Source organism: Paraburkholderia sp. Tr-20389, assembly GCF_017104565.1.
Taxonomy (GTDB): Bacteria; Pseudomonadota; Gammaproteobacteria; order Burkholderiales; family Burkholderiaceae; genus Paraburkholderia.
On record NZ_JAAGPD010000033.1, the window covers coordinates 92995 to 113503 of the forward strand.

The following is a 20509-nucleotide window of genomic DNA, read 5'->3' on the forward strand; positions in this document are numbered from 1 at the left end:
CGGATCGTGAGGGAGGGCGGGGTGTTGCACGAATCGATTGGCGCGGACCGCTTGGGAGCCTGGCTTGGGAGCCTGTTCGGAAGCCCAGTCGGAACACAGTTCGACGCGTGCAGAAAAGTGAATCTGCAAGTATAGCAAGAAATGTGGTGCAGTGCACCAGTTTTATGCAACTGCATATGCCCCATGCTGGTGCGCGATCCTCAGCGGTTGCGGGACAGATCGGAGGCGACGACGCCCGCCAGCGCCGCAACCAGCAGGCAGCCGACCGTCAGCAGGGTCTTGGCGACGGCCACGGACACGTGTTCCGGTCCGATCACGGCGAACACGCCGACCAGCAGCCCGACGGCCGACAGCGCGAACATCGCCCACGGCATTCCGCCGTGCTTCGCGGATTCCTTGCGCGCACAGGCGTCCTGCGCGCGTTCCGGCTCGGGAACGGTAGACGGGGTAGGCACGGCAGGCGCTTTCGACGACGAGGAGATAGAACCTATCTTATGCGACGCATCGTTCATTTCGACTACGTGTTTCTTTCGAACCGGTAACTGGATGGGTGGACGCATGCCTCTGGCGGGCGGCCGCGCGGCAGGTCCATCATGTTATGACATAACGGCATGGGCGTCAGCGCGGGAGGCAGGGGTGTGCAGAAGTACAACGCGGCGCGGGAGGAAATGGTTTACACGCGGGTTCACATGGGCGGTGGTGCGGCCGTTCTGGTCTGGCGGCGCGCTTCGGCCGCTTCGCTGACGTCCCAGAACGACAGCACCTGCACCGAGAGCCTGCAGCGATGCCAGTACATGCCGTGCAGACGTCGGCGTATGTAGTTCAGCGCCGTCCAGTTGGCGCCCTTGATGGCGATGAGCGCGGCGGGACGCTCGTCGGCCTCGCCGACCAGTTCGATATCGCTGCAATCCGCGTGTGAATAGCGGTAGACGAGAGTCTTGATTTCGTCGAGTGAAGCTTTTTGCGGCAGGCCGCTGATCAGAAGTTTCATGCAATGAACAAATGAGCCGTTTCAGCCGATGATGCTCACGCCGCCGTCGACGAAGACCGTGTTGCCCGTCATCCGGCGCGCGTACGGCGTCGCGAGGAATGCGCAGGTGTAGCCGACGTCCATGATGTCGACGAGTTCGCCGATGGGCGCGCGTTCAGCCGCTTCATTGAGCAGCAGGTCGAAGTCCTTTAATCCCGATGCGGCGCGGGTCTTCAGCGGTCCCGGCGAAACGGGATGCACGCGGATGCGCTTCGGGCCGAGTTCGTGCGCGAGATAGCGGCACGATGCTTCGAGCGCCGCCTTCACGGGCCCCATCAGATCGTAGTTCGGCACGACGCGCGACGCGCCCAGATAGCTCATCGCGAACAGCGACCCGCCGTCGTCCATCAGCGGCGCGGCGAGACGCGCCATGCGGATGAACGAATGACACGAGATGTCCATCGCGACCGAAAAGCCTTCCGGCGAACTGTTCAGCAGGCCGCCCTGCAGGTCGGCCTTCGGCGCGAAGGCGATCGAATGCACGGCGACGTCGAGCCGTCCCCAAGTGGTGCGCACGGCGTCGAAAACGGCTTCGAGTTCGCCGGGCTTCGACACGTCGAGCGGCAGCAGCAACGACGCACCGAGTTCCTGCGCGAGCGGCTCGACGTACGGCTTCGCCTTGTCGTTCAGATACGTGATCGCCAGTTCGGCGCCTAGCTCGCGAAACGCGCGCGCGCAACCGTATGCGATGGAATGCTCGTTGGCGATGCCGACGATCAGCGCTTTGCTGCCTGCCAGTACCTGTCCCGTGGGCCTTTCCATGTTTAGCTCTCCAGCCGGCCGAGTGCGTGCCGGGCGATCATCAGTTCTTCGTTGGTCGGAATCACCCAGACGTCGACGGCGCTTTTCGCATCGCTGATGCACGGACCGTGACGCTGGTTCGCCGCTTCGTCGATCGATACGCCGAGCCACGCGGCCAGCTCGCCGACGCGCTTGCGCACCGGGTCCGCGCGTTCGCCGATGCCCGCGGTGAAGACGATCGCGTCGAGTCCGCCGAGCGCGGCCGCGAGCGAGCCGAGTTCGCGCGAGATGCGGTAGCAGAACAGTTCGACGGCTTCGGCGGCTTTCGGGTCGTCGCTGGCGAGCAGCGTGCGCATGTCGCTGGAAATGCCCGATACGCCGAGCAAACCCGAGCGCTTGTAGAGCAGCGATTCGATCGCGCGCGCGTCCATGTTCGCTTCTTCGAGCATCCACAGCACGACGCCGGGATCGAGGCTGCCCGAACGCGTGCCCATCACGAGCCCTTCGACGGCTGTGAAGCCCATCGTGCTCGCGATGCTCTTGCAGCCATCGAAGGCCGCCATGCTCGCGCCGTTGCCCAGATGCAGCACGACGGTCTTGCCTTTGGCCGCGCGTTCGTCGACTTGCGGCAGCACGCTCGCGATGTACTCGTACGACAGCCCGTGAAAACCGTAACGCCGCACGCCACGGCTCGTGATGTCGGGCGGCAGCGCGAAGCGCGTCGCGACGGCGGGCTGCGTGTGATGGAACGCGGTATCGAAGCACGCGATCTGCGGCACGTTCGTGTTGCGCGCCATGATCGAACGGATGGCCGCGAGATTGTGCGGCTGATGCAGCGGCGCAAGCGGCACGAGCGCTTCGAGTTCTTGCATCACCTTCGCATCGACGCGCACCGGCTCGGAATATTTGTCGCCGCCATGCACGACGCGATGGCCGACCGCGAGCAACGTAGCGCGGCCTTCGCCGTGGCTGCGCAGCCAGTCGAGCAGAAACGCGATCGCATTGTCATGTCCCAGCTGCTCGCCTTCGGGCCAGCGCTTGTCTTCGATGACTTCGCCGTTTTGCCGCTTCGCCGTGAAGCGCGGGTTCGTGTAGATCTCTTCGAGCTTGCCGCCTGCGATGGGTTCGAGTTGCGCGCCCTCTGCGCGGAACGCATGAAACTTGATGCTAGACGAACCCGCGTTGATGACGAGAATGACGTCCATGCAATGCCCCGAGACGTATCAAACGATGGCGGAAGCGGGCTGCTCGCGCCGCGCGAGCGCGACCATCGAAGCAACCGCGCAGGAAGCGAGCCGTGTGATCACGGAGTCCGCGCGGCTCGTGAGGATGATGGGCACCTTCGCGCCGAGCACGATGCCAGCGGCATCCGCGCCCGCCAGAAAGGTGAGGCTCTTCGCGAGCATGTTGCCCGCTTCGAGATCGGGCACGACGAGCACGTTCGCGCGACCCGCGACGGGCGACTCGATGCCCTTGATCTTCGCGGCTTCTTCGTTGATCGCGTTGTCGAGCGCGAGCGGGCCGTCGAGTATGCCGCCCTTGATCTGCCCGCGGTCGGCCATCTTGCACAGTGCGGCGGCGTCGAGCGTCGACGGCACCTTGGAGTTGACCGTTTCCATCGCCGAGAGAATCGCCACACGTACCACGGGAACACGCAGCGCATGCGCGAGGTCGATCGCGTTTTGCACGATGTCGCGCTTTTCGTCGAGCGTCGGCGAGATGTTGACGGCTGCGTCGGTGATGATGAGGGCCTCGTCGTGGCCCGGCACGTCCATGATGAAACAATGGCTCACGCGCCGTTCGGTGCGCAGGCCCGTGCTGCGGGAGACCACTGCGCCCATCAGTTCGTCCGTGTGCAGCGAGCCTTTCATCAGCGCTTGCGCGCGGCCTTCGTGGACCAGTTGCACTGCGATCTCCGCGGCCGCGTGGCTATGCGGCGCGTCGACGATGGGCAGGTCGCCGAGATCGAGATTGCCTTCCTTCGCGGCTGCTTCGATCTTCTCGCGCGGACCGACGAGGATCGGCGCGATCAGCTTCATGCGCGCGGCTTCGACGACGGCCGACAGCGAATCGTGATCGCAGGGATGCGCGACGGCTGTCGGCGTCGGCGGGAGCGTGGCCGCAAAGGCGACGAGACGCTCGTATTTTTCGCGCTTGTGTTCCATGTTGCGTGCCCTCGTAGGTGAACCGATCCGTGCCCGTCATGCGCGGCGGAACGTGAACGTCCGCTCGCGCATGACGATGCCTTCTGTCATTCGACCTGCTGACGCGCCGGTTCCGCACGCCGCGCCGTCTTCTTCTTCGATGCCGATTCGAAGATCGTCAGGACGCGGGCGAGATCGGCGCGTTCGCTATCTTCGAGCGGCAGCATCGTGCTGAGTTCGTCGATATCGCGCGCGGCGGTGCGGATATTGTCGGGTGGTGCATTGGAGAGCAGGCCGGGCAGCGCGTCGATCGCGGCTTCGCTGTCGAGGCGCAGCAGCGCGGCCTGTTCACGCACGACATGCTTGAAATACAGAATGCCCTGATCGGAGAGCTTGCTCAGCATCTCGCGCGCGAGATTGAAGCGCCGTTCATCCGCTTCGCCGCGCGTGCGCCGCACATACAGGAGCGCGCGTACGCTCGCCTCGACGAGACCGCCTTGCGTCATGTCGTTGCGCAGACGCTCGTGTTCCGCGACGATCGAGGCGTCGCGCTCTTCCTTGTCGCCCGGTGCCGTCAGCGCGGCATTCGCTGCGCTGTCGCTCTGCGGCGGAAGACCCGCGAACGCCTGCAGCCAGGGCGCGCCATAGATGGTTTCGAAAGCCTGTTCGACGGCGGCGTCGCGCATATCGCGATAGAAATCGAGCGACGCGATGATCGCGTTCGACATGGCCGTTTGCATCTGCATGAACGGATTGTCTTCCGCGACGGGCGTGCGCGCTTCCTTCACGCTGGCGGCGGCTTGCGCGACCGACGACGCAAACGGATTGCGATCGGACCATAACTCGTATGTCACGCGCAGCGGATGCAGCTTGCTCGACACATCGGCTGTCCACGGCGTCGTGCAGGCGCGCACCCACGGTTGCAGGAAGCTGCGATACATGCCGAGGTTGAAGCGCGACAGATAGGCGGCCGTTGCAAAGCGCCTGTCGCTCTCGGGATCGGGTTGCACGATCTCGCGCACGTCGGCGATCGTGCGCGGCGAGATCGACAATACATACTGGCCTTGCACGAGATCCGCATGCGTCGTCTCCTCGGTCTTCGCGCCCATATGCGCTTCGTAGAGGCCGGACGGCAGCAGGTCGATCAGATCGATGTTGCTGACGAACTCGCGATGTTCCTTCTTGCCCGTGCTGCTCGACACGAAGATGCCGAGATGGCCGATGCTGTCGTGCGTCGCGTAGACGATGGTCTGGTCGTGGCCGAGCAGATCGGCGTCGTCGCGATAGAGGTCGGTGATCCAGCCGAGCGCCTGCGGCGGCGGCGTGATGTTGTCGCCATACGAGCAGAACACGACGATAGGCGAACGGATGTTGCGCAGGTCGAGCCGCACGCCTTCGGACGTCACGATCTCGCCGCTCACGAAGCGGTTGCCGACGAACAGGTTGTCGACGATGTATTGCATCTCGGCCGCGTTCAGAAACACATGGCCGCCCCAATACTTTTCGAAGCCGAGATAGCGCTGCCCTTCCGTGTCGACGTTCGCGTACAGGTTGTATTGCTTGGTCCAGAGCGTGTTCGCGGGGTTCAGGTTCTCGAAGTTCTCGACGAGCCACGCGCCGTCGAAGCGGCCATCGCCGAGATCGCCCGTGAGCGCCGTGAGCCACGAGCCGCCGAGCATGCCGCCCGAATAGCGCATCGGGTTCTTGCCGCGCCAGCCTGCCCAGTACGACACGGGCGCGCCTGCGACGACGATCGGTCCGAACAGGTCGGGGCGCATCGAGGCCGTCATCAGCACTTGCCAGCCTGCCTGGCAATTGGCGATCACGGCGGGTTTGCCGGGGCTGCCGGGATGCAGTTCGATCACCTTTTCGAGGAACGCGGCTTCCGCGAGCATCACGTCTTCGACGGTCTGTCCCGGCACGGGGTCGGGCAGGAAGCCGACGAAATAGCAGGGATGGCCGGCGCGCAGCGCAGCGCCGATTTCGCTATCGCGCTTGAATCCGCCGATGCCGGGACCGTGCCCCGCGCGCGGATCGACCACCACGAACGGACGCAGACGGCCGGGATCGCGTCCTTCCACGAGATCGCGGTCGGGCTTCAGGTCGTCGGGCGCGACGATGCGCACGAGCCCGTAATTCACGGGGCGCGGCAAGGTGCGTCCATCGACGACGAGATCCGTGCCGAAGTCGAGCACGTTGGGCACGCGCTCCTGCAAGTGAGCCTGATACTGATTGCCGCGCTCGCGCATCACGTCGGCGAACAGCACGCCGCGCTGCCATGCATCGACGGCATACGCATAGCCTTGCGCGAACAGATTGCCCGGCATCGACGCGAAAGGCATCGGCGCGGTGAACGTGCTGGATGAAGCGGAGATCGGTTGAGACTGATTCATGGTCGGATCTGCTCCCTCAAAGGGTCGGTGCCGCGTTCTCATGCGAGACTGCATGCGCGCATCAAACAGGCGATGCGTGCAGCGTCGCGGCGAGTCAAGCGGCCTGATACCAGGGCGAGACTTCAACGCGCCTCGAATGAGGCGCGGCTTCGATCAAGATCAGCGAAAAAAATGGCAGAAGCATGACGCTTTGATGAATGCGGACATCGGACATACCTTAAGCATCATCCGGTGCTTGTTGCGTTGCGTCATCAACTCAGTTTAGGACGGGATAATTTTTCTGGCAATCGAAAAAGTGCCTATACGTGTGCGCAATTTGAAGCAGGCTTACGACTGCAATGACATCGATCAACGCAATCGCAAACGTCTGCGTTGATCGACGTAGTATCGCTTTAGCGGCTTGCGTCGCGAATCATGTTACGCGCAATGACCAGTTGCTGGATCTGCGTCGTGCCTTCGTAAATGCGGAACAGGCGTACATCGCGATAGAAGCGTTCGACGGCATAGTCGGACACATAACCTGCGCCGCCGTGAATCTGCACCGCGCGATCGGCGACGCGTCCGCACATCTCCGACGCGAACAGCTTGCAGCACGATGCTTCCGTCGATACGTCCTGTTTCTCGTCGCGGCGGCGCGCGGCGTCGAGCACCATCGAACGCGCGGCGTAGATTTCCGCGCGGCTGTCGGCGAGCATGGCCTGCACGAGCTGAAATTCGGCAATCGGCTGGCCGAACTGCTTGCGCTCCATTGCGTAGCGCAGCGCGTCGTCGAGCATGCGCTCGGCCGCACCGACGCAGATTGCAGAGATATGCAGGCGGCCTTTGTCGAGTACCTTCATCGCCGTCTTGAAGCCGACACCTTCCTTGCCGCCGATGATGTTCGACGCAGGCACGCGGCAGTTCTCGAAGATCACGTCGCAGGTATGCGCGCCTTTCTGGCCCATCTTTTTGTCGATCTTGCCCAGCGACAAACCGGGCGTGCCTTGCTCGACGATGAACGCCGAGATGCCGCCCGCACCCTTGATATCCGGATTGGTGCGCGCCATCACCGTATAGATGCCGGCTTCGGGTGCGTTGGTAATGAAACGCTTGGTTCCATTGATCACATAATGGTCATCATCGCGCACGGCTGTCGTGCGCAGCGACGCGGCATCCGAGCCCGAGCCCGGTTCCGTCAGCGCGAACGAAGCGATCAGTTCGCCCGATGCGAGCTTCGGCAAATAGTATTGCTTCTGCTCGTCCGTGCCGTCGATGATGAGCCCTTGCGAACCGATGCCGTTGTTCGTGCCGATCAGCGAGCGGAACGCGGGCGAGGTCTTCGCGATCTCGAACGCAGCGAGCACTTCCTCTTCCATCGTCAGACCGAGGCCGCCGTATTCCTCGGGAATCGACAGGCCGAAGAGACCGAGTTCGCGCATTTCGCCGACGATGTCGGCGGGGATTTCATCCGTTTCGGCGACTTCGTTTTCGGCGGGCACGAGACGCTCGCGCACGAAGCGCGACAGCGAATCGAGAAGAATGGAAAGTGTTTCCTGATCGCGGATCATCGTGTTACCTGTGCAAGACGCAGTTGATCTGGCCGGTCATTGTAGAGACGGACGCGCGGATTCGCCAACCGGCCGGTCAGCGAACATGCGGCGGGCGCTCTGGCATTACCAGTTTCGCGCGGAAGGCTGCGTGTCGCGGCTCGATGCGCCGCCGGGGCCATACGGATCGGGATTGCCGAAGCGCGACATCGAGCCGTCGCTGCGCGCGCGATTCAGTTCGTCGCGTACATCGGCGCGGGTTTTCGATGCATCGCGGATCGAGGCGCCGGGCGCTTCGTCGTTTGGCTTGCCGGGCGCGATGACGGGGGCGGCGGGTGGTGCGGGCGGTTCTTCAGTTGTTGTCGTTGTCGCCGTTTGTGTTGCGGCTTCAGGCTCTGGTTGCGCGTTTTGAATGTCGCTTGTCGTGTCGTTCTTTGCGCTGGTTGAACGGATATCGACGGGCGGCGGCGGGTTGTTGACTGAAAGGTCTTCCTCTTCGTCATGGTCCGTCACATGATGCACGCGCGCATGCAGCGTCTTGCGCGACGCATGCGCGTGCGTCGCGGATCTCGCATCGCCTTGCCGGTCGAATGTCGACGTCTGCACGCCGCGCGCCATCGCTTCGCGCGCAGCCAGTTCCTTCTGAAGCATGAGGGCTTGAGGTTCGTTTGCGCGCATCGTCAGCACGGCATCGAGCAGCACGCGTGCGGAGGCGAGGTCATTGCTTTGCAGACTGTCGTGCACCGCCTGCAACACGCGTGCGATGCCGGCGTTCTGCGGATCGTCGACGGGCGCGTCGGGTATCACGGGCAGCGCGCCGGACGCGAGCGACGCATCGATGTGGCCGTCCGCTTCCTTCGCCGACGACTCGCGATTGCCGAAGCGGAGCCCGAGTGTCGCGAGCGCCAGCGCGCCGATCAGCACGCCGCCTGCCACGAACATTCTGCTGGATTCGCTCATCATCGCGCGTTCCTTGAAACGGATATCGCACAGGTCGCTAACGCATCGCACCGCCCGCAATCGGCAGACGAAACAGACGCGGCAAGCGCGCGCGTCCAATACGAGTTGTAGCAGCAATTAGCTGCCGAAAGGCCGCTGTTGTGCAAAAACACCTGCCGGCATTCGTCGCATGTTTGAATGATGTGCCGCCATTTTCCAGTAGCATGGCGCCAACGCGCTTTTCGGGGAGTCGCATGGGTTATCTGTTGGTACTGGCTGTCGGTCTTGCCGCGGGTACGTTGAGCGGTGTGATCGGCACGGGTTCGTCGATGCTGCTGATGCCCGTGCTCGTGATGCTGTTCGGCCCGCAACAGGCGGTGCCCATCATGGCGATCGCCGCGATCATGGGCAATTTCGGCAAGGTGCTTGCGTGGTGGCGCGAGATCGACTGGCGCGCGTGCGGCGCGTATTGCGCGACGGCCGTGCCGGGCGCGGCGCTCGGCGTGCGCACGCTGCTCGCGCTGCCGCCGCATGCCGTCGAGATCGCGTTGGGCCTGTTCTTCGTCGCGATGGTGCCCGCGCGCCGCTGGCTCGCGCGCCGCGCGGTCCGCTTTTCGCCGTGGCATCTTGCTGCCATCGGCGGGCCCGTCGGCTTTCTGACAGGCATCGTCGTGTCGACGGGACCGATCACGGTGCCCGTGTTCATGGGCTACGGTCTCGTGAAAGGCGCGTTTCTCGCGACGGAAGCGGCCGGCTCGCTCGCCGTCTATGCCGCGAAAGTCGCGGCCTTCAATCACTTCGGCGCGCTGCCGCTGCATGTGGTGCTCGACGGGCTGATCACGGGGTCCGCGCTGATGGCGGGCGCATTCTGTGCGCGCCGCATCGTCGTGCGCATGAGTCCCGGCACGTTCAGGCTGGTCGTCGACGGACTGATGCTCTCATCCGGTTTGTCGCTGCTGTGGGCGGCGGGCCGCTGAACCAAACGAATCAACCAGCGGAGGAAACGACATGATCGAACGACACATGGTCTCCACGACCTTCGATTTGCCCGGCCATACCGTCGATGCATCGCTAGGCATGGTACGCGGCATCATCGTGCGCTCGCGCTCCGTGGTGGGATCGATAGGCGCGGGGTTGCAGACGATCTTCGGCGGCAACATCTCGCTGTACACGTCGCTGTGCGAGCGTGCGCGGCAGGACGCCTACGAGCGCATGCTGGCCGAAGCGGGGATGCTCGGAGCGAATGCCATCATCGGCATGCGCTACGATGCGACCGAGATCGGCGCGGGCGTGACGGAAGTGCTCTGCTACGGCACCGCCGTGCACGCACGCCGCAACGTCAACGTATAACCAGGTTTTTTCAACCAGAAGGAAATCTCATGCGTCTGTTGCTTGCCCTGCTCTTGCCGTGGTTCCAGTTCTTCACGATCGGCCGACCGATCGCGGGGATCATCTGCCTCGTGCTGCAGCTCACGATCATCGGCTGGCTGCCCGCGGCGATCTGGTCGGTCTACGCACTGAGCCAGTACAAGACCGATCGCAAGATCGAAGAGGCGCTCGGCCGGCGCTGATCGGCGTATTCGGGGCCACGCGCCGTGTGAAGCGGGCGGCGTTCAAGGCGGTTGCAACCGATCGCAACCGTCGGCCTCAAGCAAACGTGCATCGTGGCCGATAACCAGACGTTGGGCCCTGTAGCGGGCCCCAATGCAACGGCCCCGATGAGCACACCACACACGCCCCAGTCCGTCCGTCTTCGCGCACTCGTCGATACGGTGCAACGCAACGAACGCACGTTGCGCCGCTTCCAGGATGTCGAACTTCAACTGATTCGCGCGCAGGATTTCCAGTCCCTTTGCCGCGTGCTGCTCGATTATCTGCCGCGCGAGTTCGGACTGGAGTGCGTGATGCTCTGGCTCAACGACACGCTGCCGCTGCTGCATGAGATGGCCTCGCGTCACGTGATCCAGCCGGCGAACGGAGGCCCGGTCGCGTCACTGAAGACGTCGCGTGAAATCGGCGACGCGGCGACGCGTCTGTGTCCGCAAGGACGTCCTTGGCTGGGCACCGCCGCATCGATGGACGATGCAACGCACGACGCGCTCTGTACCCGCGATATGCAGGCGGCCAGCGTCGCGCTGCTGCCTCTTGCCGCCAACGGCCAACTGAGCGGCTATCTGTGCCTCGGCAGCGACAACGCCAGCCGCTTCGCGGCGGGCATGGCGACGGACATGCTGGAACGCTTCGCCGTGATCGTGGCGGCGAGCCTCGATAACGTCGCGCATCGCGAGCAGCTCGAACGGCTCGGTGCAACCGATGCGTTGACGGGTCTGCCCAATCGACGCTATTTCGACGAGCGTCTGCGCGAAGAGACGACGCGTGCGTCGCGCTACCGTCTGCCGCTCGGCTGCCTCTTCATCGATATCGACGGCTTCAAGCCGATCAACGATGTACACGGCCATGCAGTCGGCGACCGCGCGCTCGCGCTGGTCGGCGCATGTCTGCGCAAGCAGACGCGCCTCGGCGACACGATCGCGCGGTATGGCGGCGAAGAGTTCGCCGTGTTGCTGCAAGGCGACCTGAAGGATTCGCTGGTGGTGGCCGAGCGCATGCGCACGGCCGTCGCGCAACTCGAACTGCACGACGACAGCGGCGCGCGCATACCGCTGACGGTGTCGATCGGCGTATCCGCGCATGCGATGCAGCTCGGCGCCGATCTCGACCGGCTTGGCCGCACGCTCGTCGACGAAGCGGACCGCGCGATGTACAAGGCGAAAGCCGACGGGCGCAATCGCGTGGTGACGCTCGTCACCTGACGCGTGCTAGTCGTCGACGAACAGCATCGACACGTAGAGGATCGTCGACACGACGATGATGCCGACGCCGACGAACACCTTCGTGCGATTGAATTCGAGCCCGCCGTTGATCGCGACGGCGATGCCCGCGACGGCCGACAGCGTGCCGATCGCGGCCAGCACGACGTGAGCCTTGCTCCAGATCATCTTGCGGCGCGCGCGGCGCTTTGGGGAGTTCCAGGGTTCGATAGGCATCGGATTGACCATGCGGGCAGTGACCGGCAGCGATATGTCTCGCCCGCGTCATATGCCGGGCGAGACGGAAGGGCGCAAGCAGCCCGTTACTGGATGGGCGTGCCGTTGCGCGTGATCTGCACGGCCGTGGCGGACGCGTAGTTCGCGCGAATGCTGTCGCCGACCTTGATCTTCTCGAGCGGCACGTCGGGCGCGACCTCGAGCACCACGGTGTGCTTCGGTCCGCGCAACGTCACCTCGCGCTTCTTGCGGTCGATCTTCTGCACGGTCGCGACGACTTCCACACGACGCACCTGCGTCGACGCGCCGCTCTTCGTGGGCGTCGTCGCCTGCGATTCGACGCGCGAACGTATGCCCTTCGCATCGACCTTGTCCGCTGACAGCAGCAGCGCACCCTTGTACGAAATATGCACTTCGTCGCCGACCTTGAGTTTCTTCACGTCCCCGACGTCGGGATCGACGTCGACGATCATCGAATTGCCGCGCGGTCCGCGGATCGTCACTTCGTTGTTGTCGGCGTCGATATGGGTGATGTGCGCCGTCACTTCGGCGACGGCTGCCGTGCCGACGGCATCGGGCGAGGACGCCGGATTGTCCTGCGCGCGGGCGTTGAGGGCGGGCGCGGCGAGCGCCGCGCAAGCGGCAGCGATGGTCAGGATGCGAATCGAACGGCGAGCTGCAAGTTGCATGTGAGACTCCTCGGTTAAATGGACGCTTGGTTCGTTGGCCACATGGCGCGATGTGCCGGGCCCGCGTTCTGTGCGGGTCTGTCCGGCCTGGGCTCAGGCGGTTTCGGCGGCGTGGCAGGACGCCCTTTTTCTTGCATCGTCATAGACGCGGCGACGTTCCGCCTCGACCAGCACGCGCTTGCGCTTGATCGACTGCCGGTGGATGGGCGGCCCCATGACGGCGACATAGTCGTCATAGCGGTGCTTCTGGTAGCGGCGGAAGAAGTCGGGACCGGGCAAGCCGTTGCTCAGCGCGAGCAGCACACCGTAATCGATGCTCGACACTTCGCCGAGCGACGCTATGGCACGCTCCAGCGCGTCGTAGCGAGCGGTAAGAGGATCGCCCGCGCCGAACATCGCATGAAAGCGCTGATAGCTCAGAAGACGCTCATGTTCCGCCGCGCGCCGCAGCGCCACGACGATACGTTCGACCCGTTCCACTTCCATCTCTACCTCCGCGCGTGATGCGCCGTCACGCAGGCCATGTAAACCTGCGCGGCGGACAATTACAAACTGCCGGTTATGTCGTTTATGCCTAAATGATGTTTTGTGCCGATGAATATTATTTAATTTCGGACAATCATAAGAATTTTCGGGCAGGAATATACCCACCGCTTTAAAAGCGGCGAACTGGGCGGAATAAAAAGTTATTGCCTTGGCATACGAAAGCCGCGGCGATTGGGTAGTGCGTTATTGAAATCGAGGTATTGCCATACGACGTTCCCCTGTGAAACGTGGCAGGCGCACAGTTCAAAGTGCGGTTGTAAGCCTTGACTGCACTCGACGTAAGTAACGGTTACTGCATGCTAGCAAACGATTTCGGTAAGTTCAAGGGTGCTGTGTAATGTGGTTGAAAAAATGTGAGGGTTTCTTATTATTTACCGAAATGATTCGTTTGTTGATTTTCGTTAGATATTGCGCAATAAAATCCACAAATGGTTTTTCGATATTCATGAAATTTTACGGACGCCTGACACAAACAGTCGCGAAGCATATATTGGTTTTTTTAACTTTTGCCACGCGCCCGAGCAAGGCCCGTCATGCGGCACCCAAGGCTTTCCTGTACCGACCATCAGCGAGGCCGTTCATGTCGCCACGAAACGAAGCATTGCCGACCGTCATGCGCAGGCTCGCCGCAGGCAAGATGCTGATGGAGGGCGCGTCCGTCAGCGATGTCGCCGCGCAGTTGCACATCTCCGAGAACACAGTGCGCAAATATCGCGCGCTCATGAACGAAGGCGGAATGGAGTCGTTGCGGCAGATGAGTGTAGGCGGGAGGTCGTCGGTGCTCGACGAGGCTGCGATGGAATGGATCGCGGCGGCGCTGAACGGCCCCGCGGGCATTCACGGGTTTCCTTCCGACGCGTGGACCAGCAATCGTCTGCGCGAACTGATACGCGCGAGGTTCGGCGTCAGCTACTCGCGGGTCTACACCTGGCAGATCGCGACCAATCTCGGTCTGGGGCACCGCCTCACGAAGTCGCGCAAATGAAAGCGGGCAGCGGCACCCGCCAGTGTCGTCAATGAGCCGCGGGCAGCAGCTCGCCCCACGCGACGAGGATCTTCTGGATGCTGCGCGCATAGGCGTCGCGCTCTTTCGGCGACTCCGAGTGATATGCGCCGATCGCACGCCACGTGTTGCCGTACTTCACCATCTTCTGCTTGATGAGCCACGCGGCGACGTAGATGTTCACGCACGCATCCGTGAGCGCGCGATGCGGAATGCCGAGGCGTTTCAGGTCGCTGAAGTGCACGGAATTGATCTGCGCCTGGCCGACGTCGATCGAGCCGTTCGTATTGCGGTTGACCGCGGCGGGATCGCCCTTCGATTCATGCCACGCGACCGCACGCAGAATCAGCGGATTGACGCCCTGATAGACGGCGGCCTGCTCGAAGCAGTCGTCGGCGCGTGCCGTCCCGCAGGTCAGCGCGGCGAACGACAGGGCCAGCGCGCCGAGCGCACGCCCGAGTGGACGCCCTGAGCGGGGCGCAGCGCGGAATCGGTGAAGAGACACGTATGACGCTCCGTAGGGTTCGCGGATCAGCGGTTATTTCGCGAGCGCGAGGTCGAGCTGCTTTTCGACCGAACGCAGATAGGTGCGCGTCGTCTCCGACACGACGAGTCGCGCAGCGGGCGCGGCGGGCCGCAAGTCGACGGACGCGCGCACCTTGCGTTTCTTCGCAGTGGGCTTCGGTGCGAGCGGCGGTTCGTCGTCGTCGCCGGCCGAGGGCGGCAGCATCGCGAGCGTCGGCAGCGGCGGATAGACCTTGTCGGCGGCAGCGGACGCGGCGGGCGCCGCGCTCGAGCCGCTGGTCGACAGCGCGCCGGCAACGGCAGGCTGGCCAGCGGACGCGGCCTGACTCATGAACGCGGCGAGCGCAAGGCTCGCCGCGAGGATGGCAGTGCGGAACATGACGTGGCTTCCCCTCATGGCGTCGCGGCCGTCGGCCGGATCGACACGCTATACGGCTGATTCGCGCCCGCCGTCAGGTTCTCGAGGCTGAGCTTCGCCGGATGCTGCGAAGGCACGCCGCGCCAGATGGCCTGGTTCAGGTACGGCAGATCCTGGCCGAGTGCGGTGACGAGAATGGTCGTCGGCTGCTTCTGCGACGCGGCCAGCGCGCCCGCCTTGGCCAGTACGGCCGACAGCTGCGGGTCACGCGCGCCGAGTGCGTCGGGCGGAATCGTGAAACTCATGACGTCGTTCGACGCGGGCGGCTTGTCCGCCTGCGATGCCGTATTGGCAGGCAACTGCGCGCAACCGGCCATCACGGCGAGAACCATACCTATCGCAAGCTGCTTCACGAACCGCTCCCAGAAGTCGTTGACGCTATAACGGGCTGTATCGGTTTGTCGGCAGGATCACGGCGAACTTGATATGCAAACCGCAAACGTTTGGCAAATCGGGAAACTTGACTCAAGAAATAGCGGTCGAGCGGAAACTCTGACCGTCGAGGGCGCGAAAGCGGTGAGGTTGCCTCGCGGTTGGCGGCGCTTCGCGGCCTGACGGAAGACACGTTTCGCGTCAGGCGGATTTCATTTTCCTTCGCTGCCGGCGGCAGCCGAAATGATTGGCCGCACAACATATTCCTGCAACACAGTAGTGAAACACAGCGGCCTCAGGATATCGCTCCCATGAGCCGGCTCGGGCAGCCAGGCTTCATTCGATATCCAACCCGCATTCACCTTTCAAAAGACATGTCAGCGGATTTCATCTGGAGGTTGCTCGCCGCGTTCGCGTGCGGCGTCGCGATTGGTCTCGAACGTCAGATGCGCCAGCGCACGGCGGGGCTGCGCACCATCACGCTGGTCGCGAGCGGCGCGTGCCTGTTCGTCACGCTCGGCATGCTGACGGGCAACGGCGTGGCGGGTGTCACGCAGATTGCCGCGTACGTGGTGTCGGGCGTCGGCTTTCTCGGCGGTGGCGTGATCATGCGCGACAAAGGCTCGATCCAGGGCATCAACACGGCGGCGACGCTGTGGTGTTCCGCGGCCGTCGGTGTGCTATGCGGCGCGGGGCATTACGGACCGGCGCTCGCGGGCACCGTCGTCGTGCTGGCAACCAATACGGTGCTGCGCGAAGTGAGCCGCGCGATCAACGCCACACCTGTATCGAGCGCGGATCTCGTGCGCGAATATGTGTTGACGGTGGTGTGCCGCGAGCATGACGAGATCCACATTCGCACGGTGCTGTCGAACGCGATGTATTCGCAACCGCTGTCGTTTCAGAGTTTGACGAGCGAGGATGTCGCGGATGAGCCGTCGCGCATCCAGGTGACGGCGACCTTGCGCATGCATCCGAAGGATCAGCCGAAGCTCGAACTGATGGCGAGCCGGCTCAGCATGGAGAAGAGCGTGTCGAGCGTCAGTTGGTCGGCGAAGGAAGTCGAGCCGACGCCCGAATAAAAAAAGCGCATCGCGATGATGCGCTTCATTCGAGCTTGCTTCTGAACTGGCTTTACTGCGCCGCGAGATGTTTGCGCTTTGCAAGCTCTTGCGCTGATGCGTACTGCGCCTGAATGACGGGCAGCGCCTTGCGCGCGGCGTCCTTCAACTGCTCGTTGCGGCCCGACGCGATTTCCGCCTGAAACGCAGACAGCGTTTTCTGTCCATCGGCCAGTGCGATCTGCTCGATGTACGTCTTGTCGAATTCCGCGCCGCGCATCGTCTTGATGCTGTCGAGCACCGCCGTGTCCGGATTGTTGTGCGGCACGTCGACGCCGCGCGGACTCGCTGCGCGCAGCGCGTCGGCGATTTGCAGATTGTCGGCGGCGGCCTTTTCGGCGAAAGCCTTCACCTCACGATCCGTCGAGCGCGACGTTGCGATGCGCGCGGCATCGCGTTGCGTAGCGACGGCTTGCGTGCCTTCGTTGATGAAAGTCTGGTCGGCAGCGTGCAGGCGCACGGTCTCTGCGGACTTCGCAGCGGGTGCCTGTTGTGCCGGTTGCGTGGTTTGCGCGTTCGCCGTCGATGCGAGCAGCAACAAACTGGTCGTGGATGCACAGACGATGAGAGCGCGGGGCAAACGGATCATGTGTTCTCCTTCAGTGAGTTGTGAATCGTGAGCTGGAAATCAGTCGAGGGCATTCTAGGGGCCGGGCGGGCGTGCAGGTGCAACGGCGATGTCGCTTGTGTAACGGCGCGTAAAGGTTGTGGCGCGTGTAGCGTGACGATGCAATGGCATGCGCCCCGGCCTTGCGAAGACATGCGCGATGTGTCGGGAGTATCGTGCGCAGTACGGCAATCGATGCCGCCTTCTCTCAACGCGAAGCATGCGGGCTTCGCATTCACGTCAGGAGATCGCAATGGCCAGGGTTCTCGTTCTCTATTACTCGTCGTACGGGCATGTCGAAAAAATGGCGGAGGCCATGGCGGAAGGTGCGCGCGGCGCGGGCGCGCAGGTCGACATCAAACGCGTGCCGGAGACCGTGCCCGAAGAGATTGCGAAGAAGGCGAATTTCAAGCTCGATCAGCAGGCGCCCATTGCGACGGTCGCCGATCTCGAACAATACGATGCGATTGTCGTGGGCACGGGCACGCGTTATGGACGCATCTCGTCGCAGATGGCCGCGTTTCTCGATCAGACAGGCGGACTATGGATGCGCGGTGCACTGAACGGCAAGGTCGGCGCGGCGTTTGCATCGACGGCGACGCAGCACGGCGGACAGGAGACCACGCTGTTCTCGATCATCACGAACCTGATGCATCTCGGCATGATCATCGTGGGCTTGCCGTATAGCCATCAGGGGATGATGAACATGACGGAGATCGTCGGCGGCGCGCCCTATGGCGCCACCACGATCGCAGCGGGCGACGGCTCGCGCCAGCCGAGCGCCATCGATCTGGCTGGCGCGCGGCATCAGGGCGAACTGGTGGCGAAGACGGCCGCGAAGCTGTTTGGCTGAGCCTCTTGTTCCTACGATTCAGGCCGCGTCGGGCTCGCCGGCCGGCAACGTCAATTGCGCGACTTCGACGTTGCCGAGCTGCGCGAGCACGGACGGCGCGAGCAACAGCTTCGCCTCGCGTATGCCTGCGCCCATTACTACCTGCCGGCGTTCCATCACCGCGGCATCGACGAGCACACGCCAGTTCGCAGGCAAACCGAATGCCGTGATGCCGCCGAACTCCATGGCGCTTTGCTCGGTCGCGATCTCGCGCTGCGCAAACGAAATGCGCTTTGCGCCGAGCACCGCTTTCACCGCGCCGTTGACGTCGAGACGCAGCGAGCCGAGCGTCACGATCGCGGCGAGATGTTCGCCGCCGTCCTTCTTGTAGCGAACCACGATCGTGTTCGCGCAGTCTTCCATCGGAAAGCCGTAGCGCGTGCTGAAGTCGGCGGTGTCCGATGCATCGTCGGTGACGGAGAACACGACGATATCGCGGCCTTCGATCGACGCGGCAACGTGTGCGGGGAGATGTGCGCCGATGCGATCGGGCGAGACGATGTCGAGCTTCTGAAGCGGTTCGTGCGAAAGCATGGTGACCTGTGATCTCCGGGCAATGAGCGAGCGAAAACGACGCGCACACATTGTACGTTGTCGTCAGTCAGTCGCCTTGCGCGTGTTTGCTGGCGGTATCGGCGGGAAAGAGATGCAGACTCATGAAGTCGACGAAGGCCCGCATCTTCGGCGTCAGTTTTCCGCCTGAAGGCCATAGCGCGCGAAATACGCTCAAAGCGCCGGAGTATTCGCGCAGAACGGGGACGAGCGTGCCGTTCGCGATCTGTGTGCGCACGGTGAAGTCCGGCACGCAGGCGAGGCCGAGATCCTGTTCGGCCATCGCGATCAGCGGCTCGACGGCCGTTGCGATGGCGGTCGAAGGCAAGTCGATATCGAGCGATTCGCCGTCGCGTTCGAGCGGCCAGCGGCGCAGCTTGCCCGTGGTCGGAAAGCGATGCTGAAGACATGCGTGATGAACGAGTGCTTCGGGTGCCGTGAGGGGCGGATGCTTCGCGAGATACGCAGGCGATGCCACGATCAGATGCACATACGTGCCCATGATGCGCGTGATCAGTTGCGAGTCGTTCACGTCGCCCGTGCGCATCACCACGTCGAAGCCTTCTTCGATCACATCGACGATCCGGTCGCTGAAGTCGATGTCCAGCGTGATCTGCGGATACGCCTTCATGAACTCGCCGACCACGGGCATCACGAGCGTCGCGACCATCGGCATGCTCACGCGCAGCTTGCCGCGCGGCGCCGCATGCGCGAGCGCGAGTTCGTTTTCGGCCGCCTCGATTTCTTCGACGATGCGCTGACAGCGCGTGAGAAACAGCGCGCCTTCGGGCGTGAGCGTGATGCTGCGAGTGCTGCGATGAAAGAGCCGCGCGCCGAGCCGCGTTTCCAGCCGCGAGACAGCCTTGCCGACGGCGGAAGCGGAAATGCCTAGCTGGCGGCCCGCTTCCGCGAAGCTGCGGGTTTCGGCGGCACGCACGAATACGTTGATCGAGCCGAAGCGGTCCATCGCGCTCGTGCTCGACGTGCCGTCGACGGTGGCCGACGATGCGGAGTGCAGCGTGAGGGGCGCGGTGCGCGCGGCATCGGCTTGCGAAGCCATGAGAGGTCTCCGGAACGAAACGCGCCGCCCAGACGCGATGCCGAGGGCGGCGCGGCGCACGCTAGGCGTGCGCGTCCGAAGTGTAGCGCGATCGCGTGGGAACGATCATTCGAGGTCGTCGAGCAACTCGGCGAGAATCATCTGCGACATGTTGCGCGGACGGCTCGACGGTCGACTGAACGGTCCGTACACGGCGTCGCCGCGCACGATCTCCGCGCCCGTCAGCGCGCACACGCCGCGCGAACGCGCGATGCGGCGCACCCACAGTTGCTCGGTATAGCGGCCTGCCGTCGAATCGCGCCACGTGATCGAAATCGACTTTGCTCCGAAGCGTTCGACGAAGGTGATCACCGCGCCGCTATATTCGCTCGCGGCCTGGGTGCGTTCGGCCGTTGCCGTGCGGCGCGCGGCGCGTGCGGCACATGCGCCCTGGTCGCATTTGTCGGAAGGTCCGAGCTTGATGTCCTGTGCGGGGGCCTTGCCCAGCCGCGAAATGGTCGCGGCCCACGGATCGCGCAGTGCGGGCGGAGCGGACGCAACGCCCCCCGCATGGTCGGACCGGACGTCAGCGTACAGCGTTTCCTTGCGGCGCAGTTCCGGCTCGCCGCTCGCGCGCCGGTTTGCGTGGGCGCGAGGCCGGGGTTCAGCCGTTGTGCCAGTTGCAGTTCCAATCCTGCTCACGTCGACTCCTCGTTAAAGCATGGCCCGTCGAAGCGAATCATCCGGCTGCGCAGAACCTTACGGCCTGCTTGTGATGAACGCCTGCTGCCGCACATCGCGGCCGCTTGCGTGCGGGCGAAAACGCATGCGCCGCGCGTCGTTGCGCCATGACAGCGAACGATGGGAGCGGCTTCACGCTGTATCGCAGCGTGACTATTGGCTTTCGCAACCGGCACGAACGACC

General features: G+C 63.6%; 25 protein-coding genes. 7 read left to right on the top strand and 18 right to left on the bottom strand.

Features of this window, described 5'->3' with window-relative positions; translation table 11 throughout:
* Positions 1-200: 200 nt before the first annotated feature.
* The 8 genes from G3N95_RS27380 to G3N95_RS27415 all read right to left on the bottom strand — a co-directional run bounded on the left by G3N95_RS27380 (position 201) and on the right by G3N95_RS27415 (position 8797).
* The gene (locus tag G3N95_RS27380) at positions 201-455 is read right to left on the bottom strand and encodes a hypothetical protein (RefSeq protein ID WP_346778417.1); all 255 of its coding nucleotides are present in this window, start codon (positions 453-455) and stop codon (positions 201-203) included.
* Between the two features lie 230 nt (positions 456-685).
* A complete protein-coding gene (locus tag G3N95_RS27385) occupies positions 686-991 on the bottom strand; it encodes an RNA-binding protein (RefSeq protein ID WP_205973217.1) in 306 nt (101 codons plus the stop codon).
* A gap of 21 nt (positions 992-1012) precedes the next feature.
* Entirely contained in the window at positions 1013-1792 is a 780-nt protein-coding gene (fabI, locus tag G3N95_RS27390) for an enoyl-ACP reductase FabI (protein ID WP_205973218.1), read from the bottom strand.
* A 2-nt stretch (positions 1793-1794) separates the two neighbouring features.
* Positions 1795-2976 (bottom strand): acetate/propionate family kinase, encoded by a 1182-nt coding sequence (locus G3N95_RS27395; RefSeq protein ID WP_205973219.1) that lies wholly within the window; start codon positions 2974-2976, stop codon positions 1795-1797.
* Positions 2977-2994: 18 nt separating this feature from the next.
* Positions 2995-3936: a phosphate acetyltransferase gene (locus G3N95_RS27400; protein WP_205973220.1), complete on the bottom strand. Its 942-nt coding sequence runs from the start codon at positions 3934-3936 to the stop codon at positions 2995-2997.
* An 86-nt stretch (positions 3937-4022) separates the two neighbouring features.
* On the bottom strand, positions 4023-6308 hold the full coding sequence (locus G3N95_RS27405) for a DUF3141 domain-containing protein (protein WP_205973221.1): 2286 nt from the start codon (positions 6306-6308) through the stop codon (positions 4023-4025).
* A 392-nt stretch (positions 6309-6700) separates the two neighbouring features.
* Positions 6701-7855: an acyl-CoA dehydrogenase family protein gene (locus tag G3N95_RS27410; protein WP_205973222.1), complete on the bottom strand. Its 1155-nt coding sequence runs from the start codon at positions 7853-7855 to the stop codon at positions 6701-6703.
* A gap of 105 nt (positions 7856-7960) precedes the next feature.
* Positions 7961-8797 carry a hypothetical protein gene (locus G3N95_RS27415; RefSeq protein WP_205973223.1) on the bottom strand — a complete coding sequence of 279 codons (837 nt, stop codon included), beginning with the start codon at positions 8795-8797 and terminating at the stop codon, positions 7961-7963.
* Positions 8798-9027: 230 nt separating this feature from the next.
* Here G3N95_RS27415 and G3N95_RS27420 point away from each other — a divergent pair, with 230 nt between their 5' ends.
* The 4 genes from G3N95_RS27420 to G3N95_RS27435 all read left to right on the top strand — a co-directional run bounded on the left by G3N95_RS27420 (position 9028) and on the right by G3N95_RS27435 (position 11586).
* Positions 9028-9750: a sulfite exporter TauE/SafE family protein gene (locus G3N95_RS27420; protein WP_205973224.1), complete on the top strand. Its 723-nt coding sequence runs from the start codon at positions 9028-9030 to the stop codon at positions 9748-9750.
* A 31-nt stretch (positions 9751-9781) separates the two neighbouring features.
* The gene (locus G3N95_RS27425; protein ID WP_205973225.1) at positions 9782-10123 is read left to right on the top strand and encodes a YbjQ family protein; all 342 of its coding nucleotides are present in this window, start codon (positions 9782-9784) and stop codon (positions 10121-10123) included.
* Between the two features lie 29 nt (positions 10124-10152).
* Positions 10153-10344: a YqaE/Pmp3 family membrane protein gene (locus G3N95_RS27430; RefSeq protein WP_205973226.1), complete on the top strand. Its 192-nt coding sequence runs from the start codon at positions 10153-10155 to the stop codon at positions 10342-10344.
* Positions 10345-10491: 147 nt separating this feature from the next.
* Positions 10492-11586, top strand: a complete 1095-nt coding sequence (locus tag G3N95_RS27435; protein WP_205973227.1) for a DUF484 family protein — start codon at positions 10492-10494, stop codon at positions 11584-11586.
* A 6-nt stretch (positions 11587-11592) separates the two neighbouring features.
* Here the strand turns inward: G3N95_RS27435 and G3N95_RS27440 are convergent, their stop codons facing one another.
* The 3 genes from G3N95_RS27440 to G3N95_RS27450 all read right to left on the bottom strand — a co-directional run bounded on the left by G3N95_RS27440 (position 11593) and on the right by G3N95_RS27450 (position 12995).
* Positions 11593-11820: a DUF2964 family protein gene (locus G3N95_RS27440; RefSeq protein ID WP_007586054.1), complete on the bottom strand. Its 228-nt coding sequence runs from the start codon at positions 11818-11820 to the stop codon at positions 11593-11595.
* An 86-nt stretch (positions 11821-11906) separates the two neighbouring features.
* The gene (locus tag G3N95_RS27445; RefSeq protein ID WP_205973228.1) at positions 11907-12509 is read right to left on the bottom strand and encodes a hypothetical protein; all 603 of its coding nucleotides are present in this window, start codon (positions 12507-12509) and stop codon (positions 11907-11909) included.
* A gap of 93 nt (positions 12510-12602) precedes the next feature.
* Positions 12603-12995 carry a hypothetical protein gene (locus G3N95_RS27450; RefSeq protein ID WP_205973229.1) on the bottom strand — a complete coding sequence of 131 codons (393 nt, stop codon included), beginning with the start codon at positions 12993-12995 and terminating at the stop codon, positions 12603-12605.
* 640 nt (positions 12996-13635) lie between these two features.
* Between G3N95_RS27450 and G3N95_RS27455 the strand changes: the two genes are divergently transcribed.
* Positions 13636-14040, top strand: a complete 405-nt coding sequence (locus G3N95_RS27455) for a helix-turn-helix domain-containing protein (RefSeq protein ID WP_205973230.1) — start codon at positions 13636-13638, stop codon at positions 14038-14040.
* 28 nt (positions 14041-14068) lie between these two features.
* Here the strand turns inward: G3N95_RS27455 and G3N95_RS27460 are convergent, their stop codons facing one another.
* From G3N95_RS27460 to G3N95_RS27470, 3 genes are all read right to left on the bottom strand, one after another.
* A complete protein-coding gene (locus tag G3N95_RS27460) occupies positions 14069-14497 on the bottom strand; it encodes a lytic transglycosylase domain-containing protein (RefSeq protein ID WP_241018984.1) in 429 nt (142 codons plus the stop codon).
* A 99-nt stretch (positions 14498-14596) separates the two neighbouring features.
* Complete coding sequence (locus G3N95_RS27465; RefSeq protein WP_205973232.1) at positions 14597-14962, bottom strand: hypothetical protein; 366 nt, start codon at positions 14960-14962, stop codon at positions 14597-14599.
* A 14-nt stretch (positions 14963-14976) separates the two neighbouring features.
* Positions 14977-15333: a hypothetical protein gene (locus G3N95_RS27470; protein WP_205973257.1), complete on the bottom strand. Its 357-nt coding sequence runs from the start codon at positions 15331-15333 to the stop codon at positions 14977-14979.
* Between the two features lie 414 nt (positions 15334-15747).
* Here G3N95_RS27470 and G3N95_RS27475 point away from each other — a divergent pair, with 414 nt between their 5' ends.
* Positions 15748-16455, top strand: a complete 708-nt coding sequence (locus tag G3N95_RS27475) for an MgtC/SapB family protein (RefSeq protein ID WP_205973233.1) — start codon at positions 15748-15750, stop codon at positions 16453-16455.
* A 52-nt stretch (positions 16456-16507) separates the two neighbouring features.
* Here the strand turns inward: G3N95_RS27475 and G3N95_RS27480 are convergent, their stop codons facing one another.
* Positions 16508-17083 (bottom strand): DUF4142 domain-containing protein, encoded by a 576-nt coding sequence (locus tag G3N95_RS27480; protein ID WP_205973234.1) that lies wholly within the window; start codon positions 17081-17083, stop codon positions 16508-16510.
* A gap of 271 nt (positions 17084-17354) precedes the next feature.
* Here G3N95_RS27480 and wrbA point away from each other — a divergent pair, with 271 nt between their 5' ends.
* A complete protein-coding gene (wrbA, locus tag G3N95_RS27485; protein WP_205973235.1) occupies positions 17355-17954 on the top strand; it encodes an NAD(P)H:quinone oxidoreductase in 600 nt (199 codons plus the stop codon).
* Positions 17955-17972: 18 nt separating this feature from the next.
* On the opposite strand, the gene G3N95_RS27490 is transcribed toward wrbA, so the two are convergent.
* The 3 genes from G3N95_RS27490 to G3N95_RS27500 all read right to left on the bottom strand — a co-directional run bounded on the left by G3N95_RS27490 (position 17973) and on the right by G3N95_RS27500 (position 20286).
* Entirely contained in the window at positions 17973-18527 is a 555-nt protein-coding gene (locus tag G3N95_RS27490) for a YbaK/EbsC family protein (protein WP_205973236.1), read from the bottom strand.
* 67 nt (positions 18528-18594) lie between these two features.
* Entirely contained in the window at positions 18595-19605 is a 1011-nt protein-coding gene (locus G3N95_RS27495) for a LysR family transcriptional regulator (protein ID WP_205973237.1), read from the bottom strand.
* 105 nt (positions 19606-19710) lie between these two features.
* Entirely contained in the window at positions 19711-20286 is a 576-nt protein-coding gene (locus G3N95_RS27500; protein ID WP_205973238.1) for a DUF3331 domain-containing protein, read from the bottom strand.
* Positions 20287-20509: the final 223 nt, after the last annotated feature.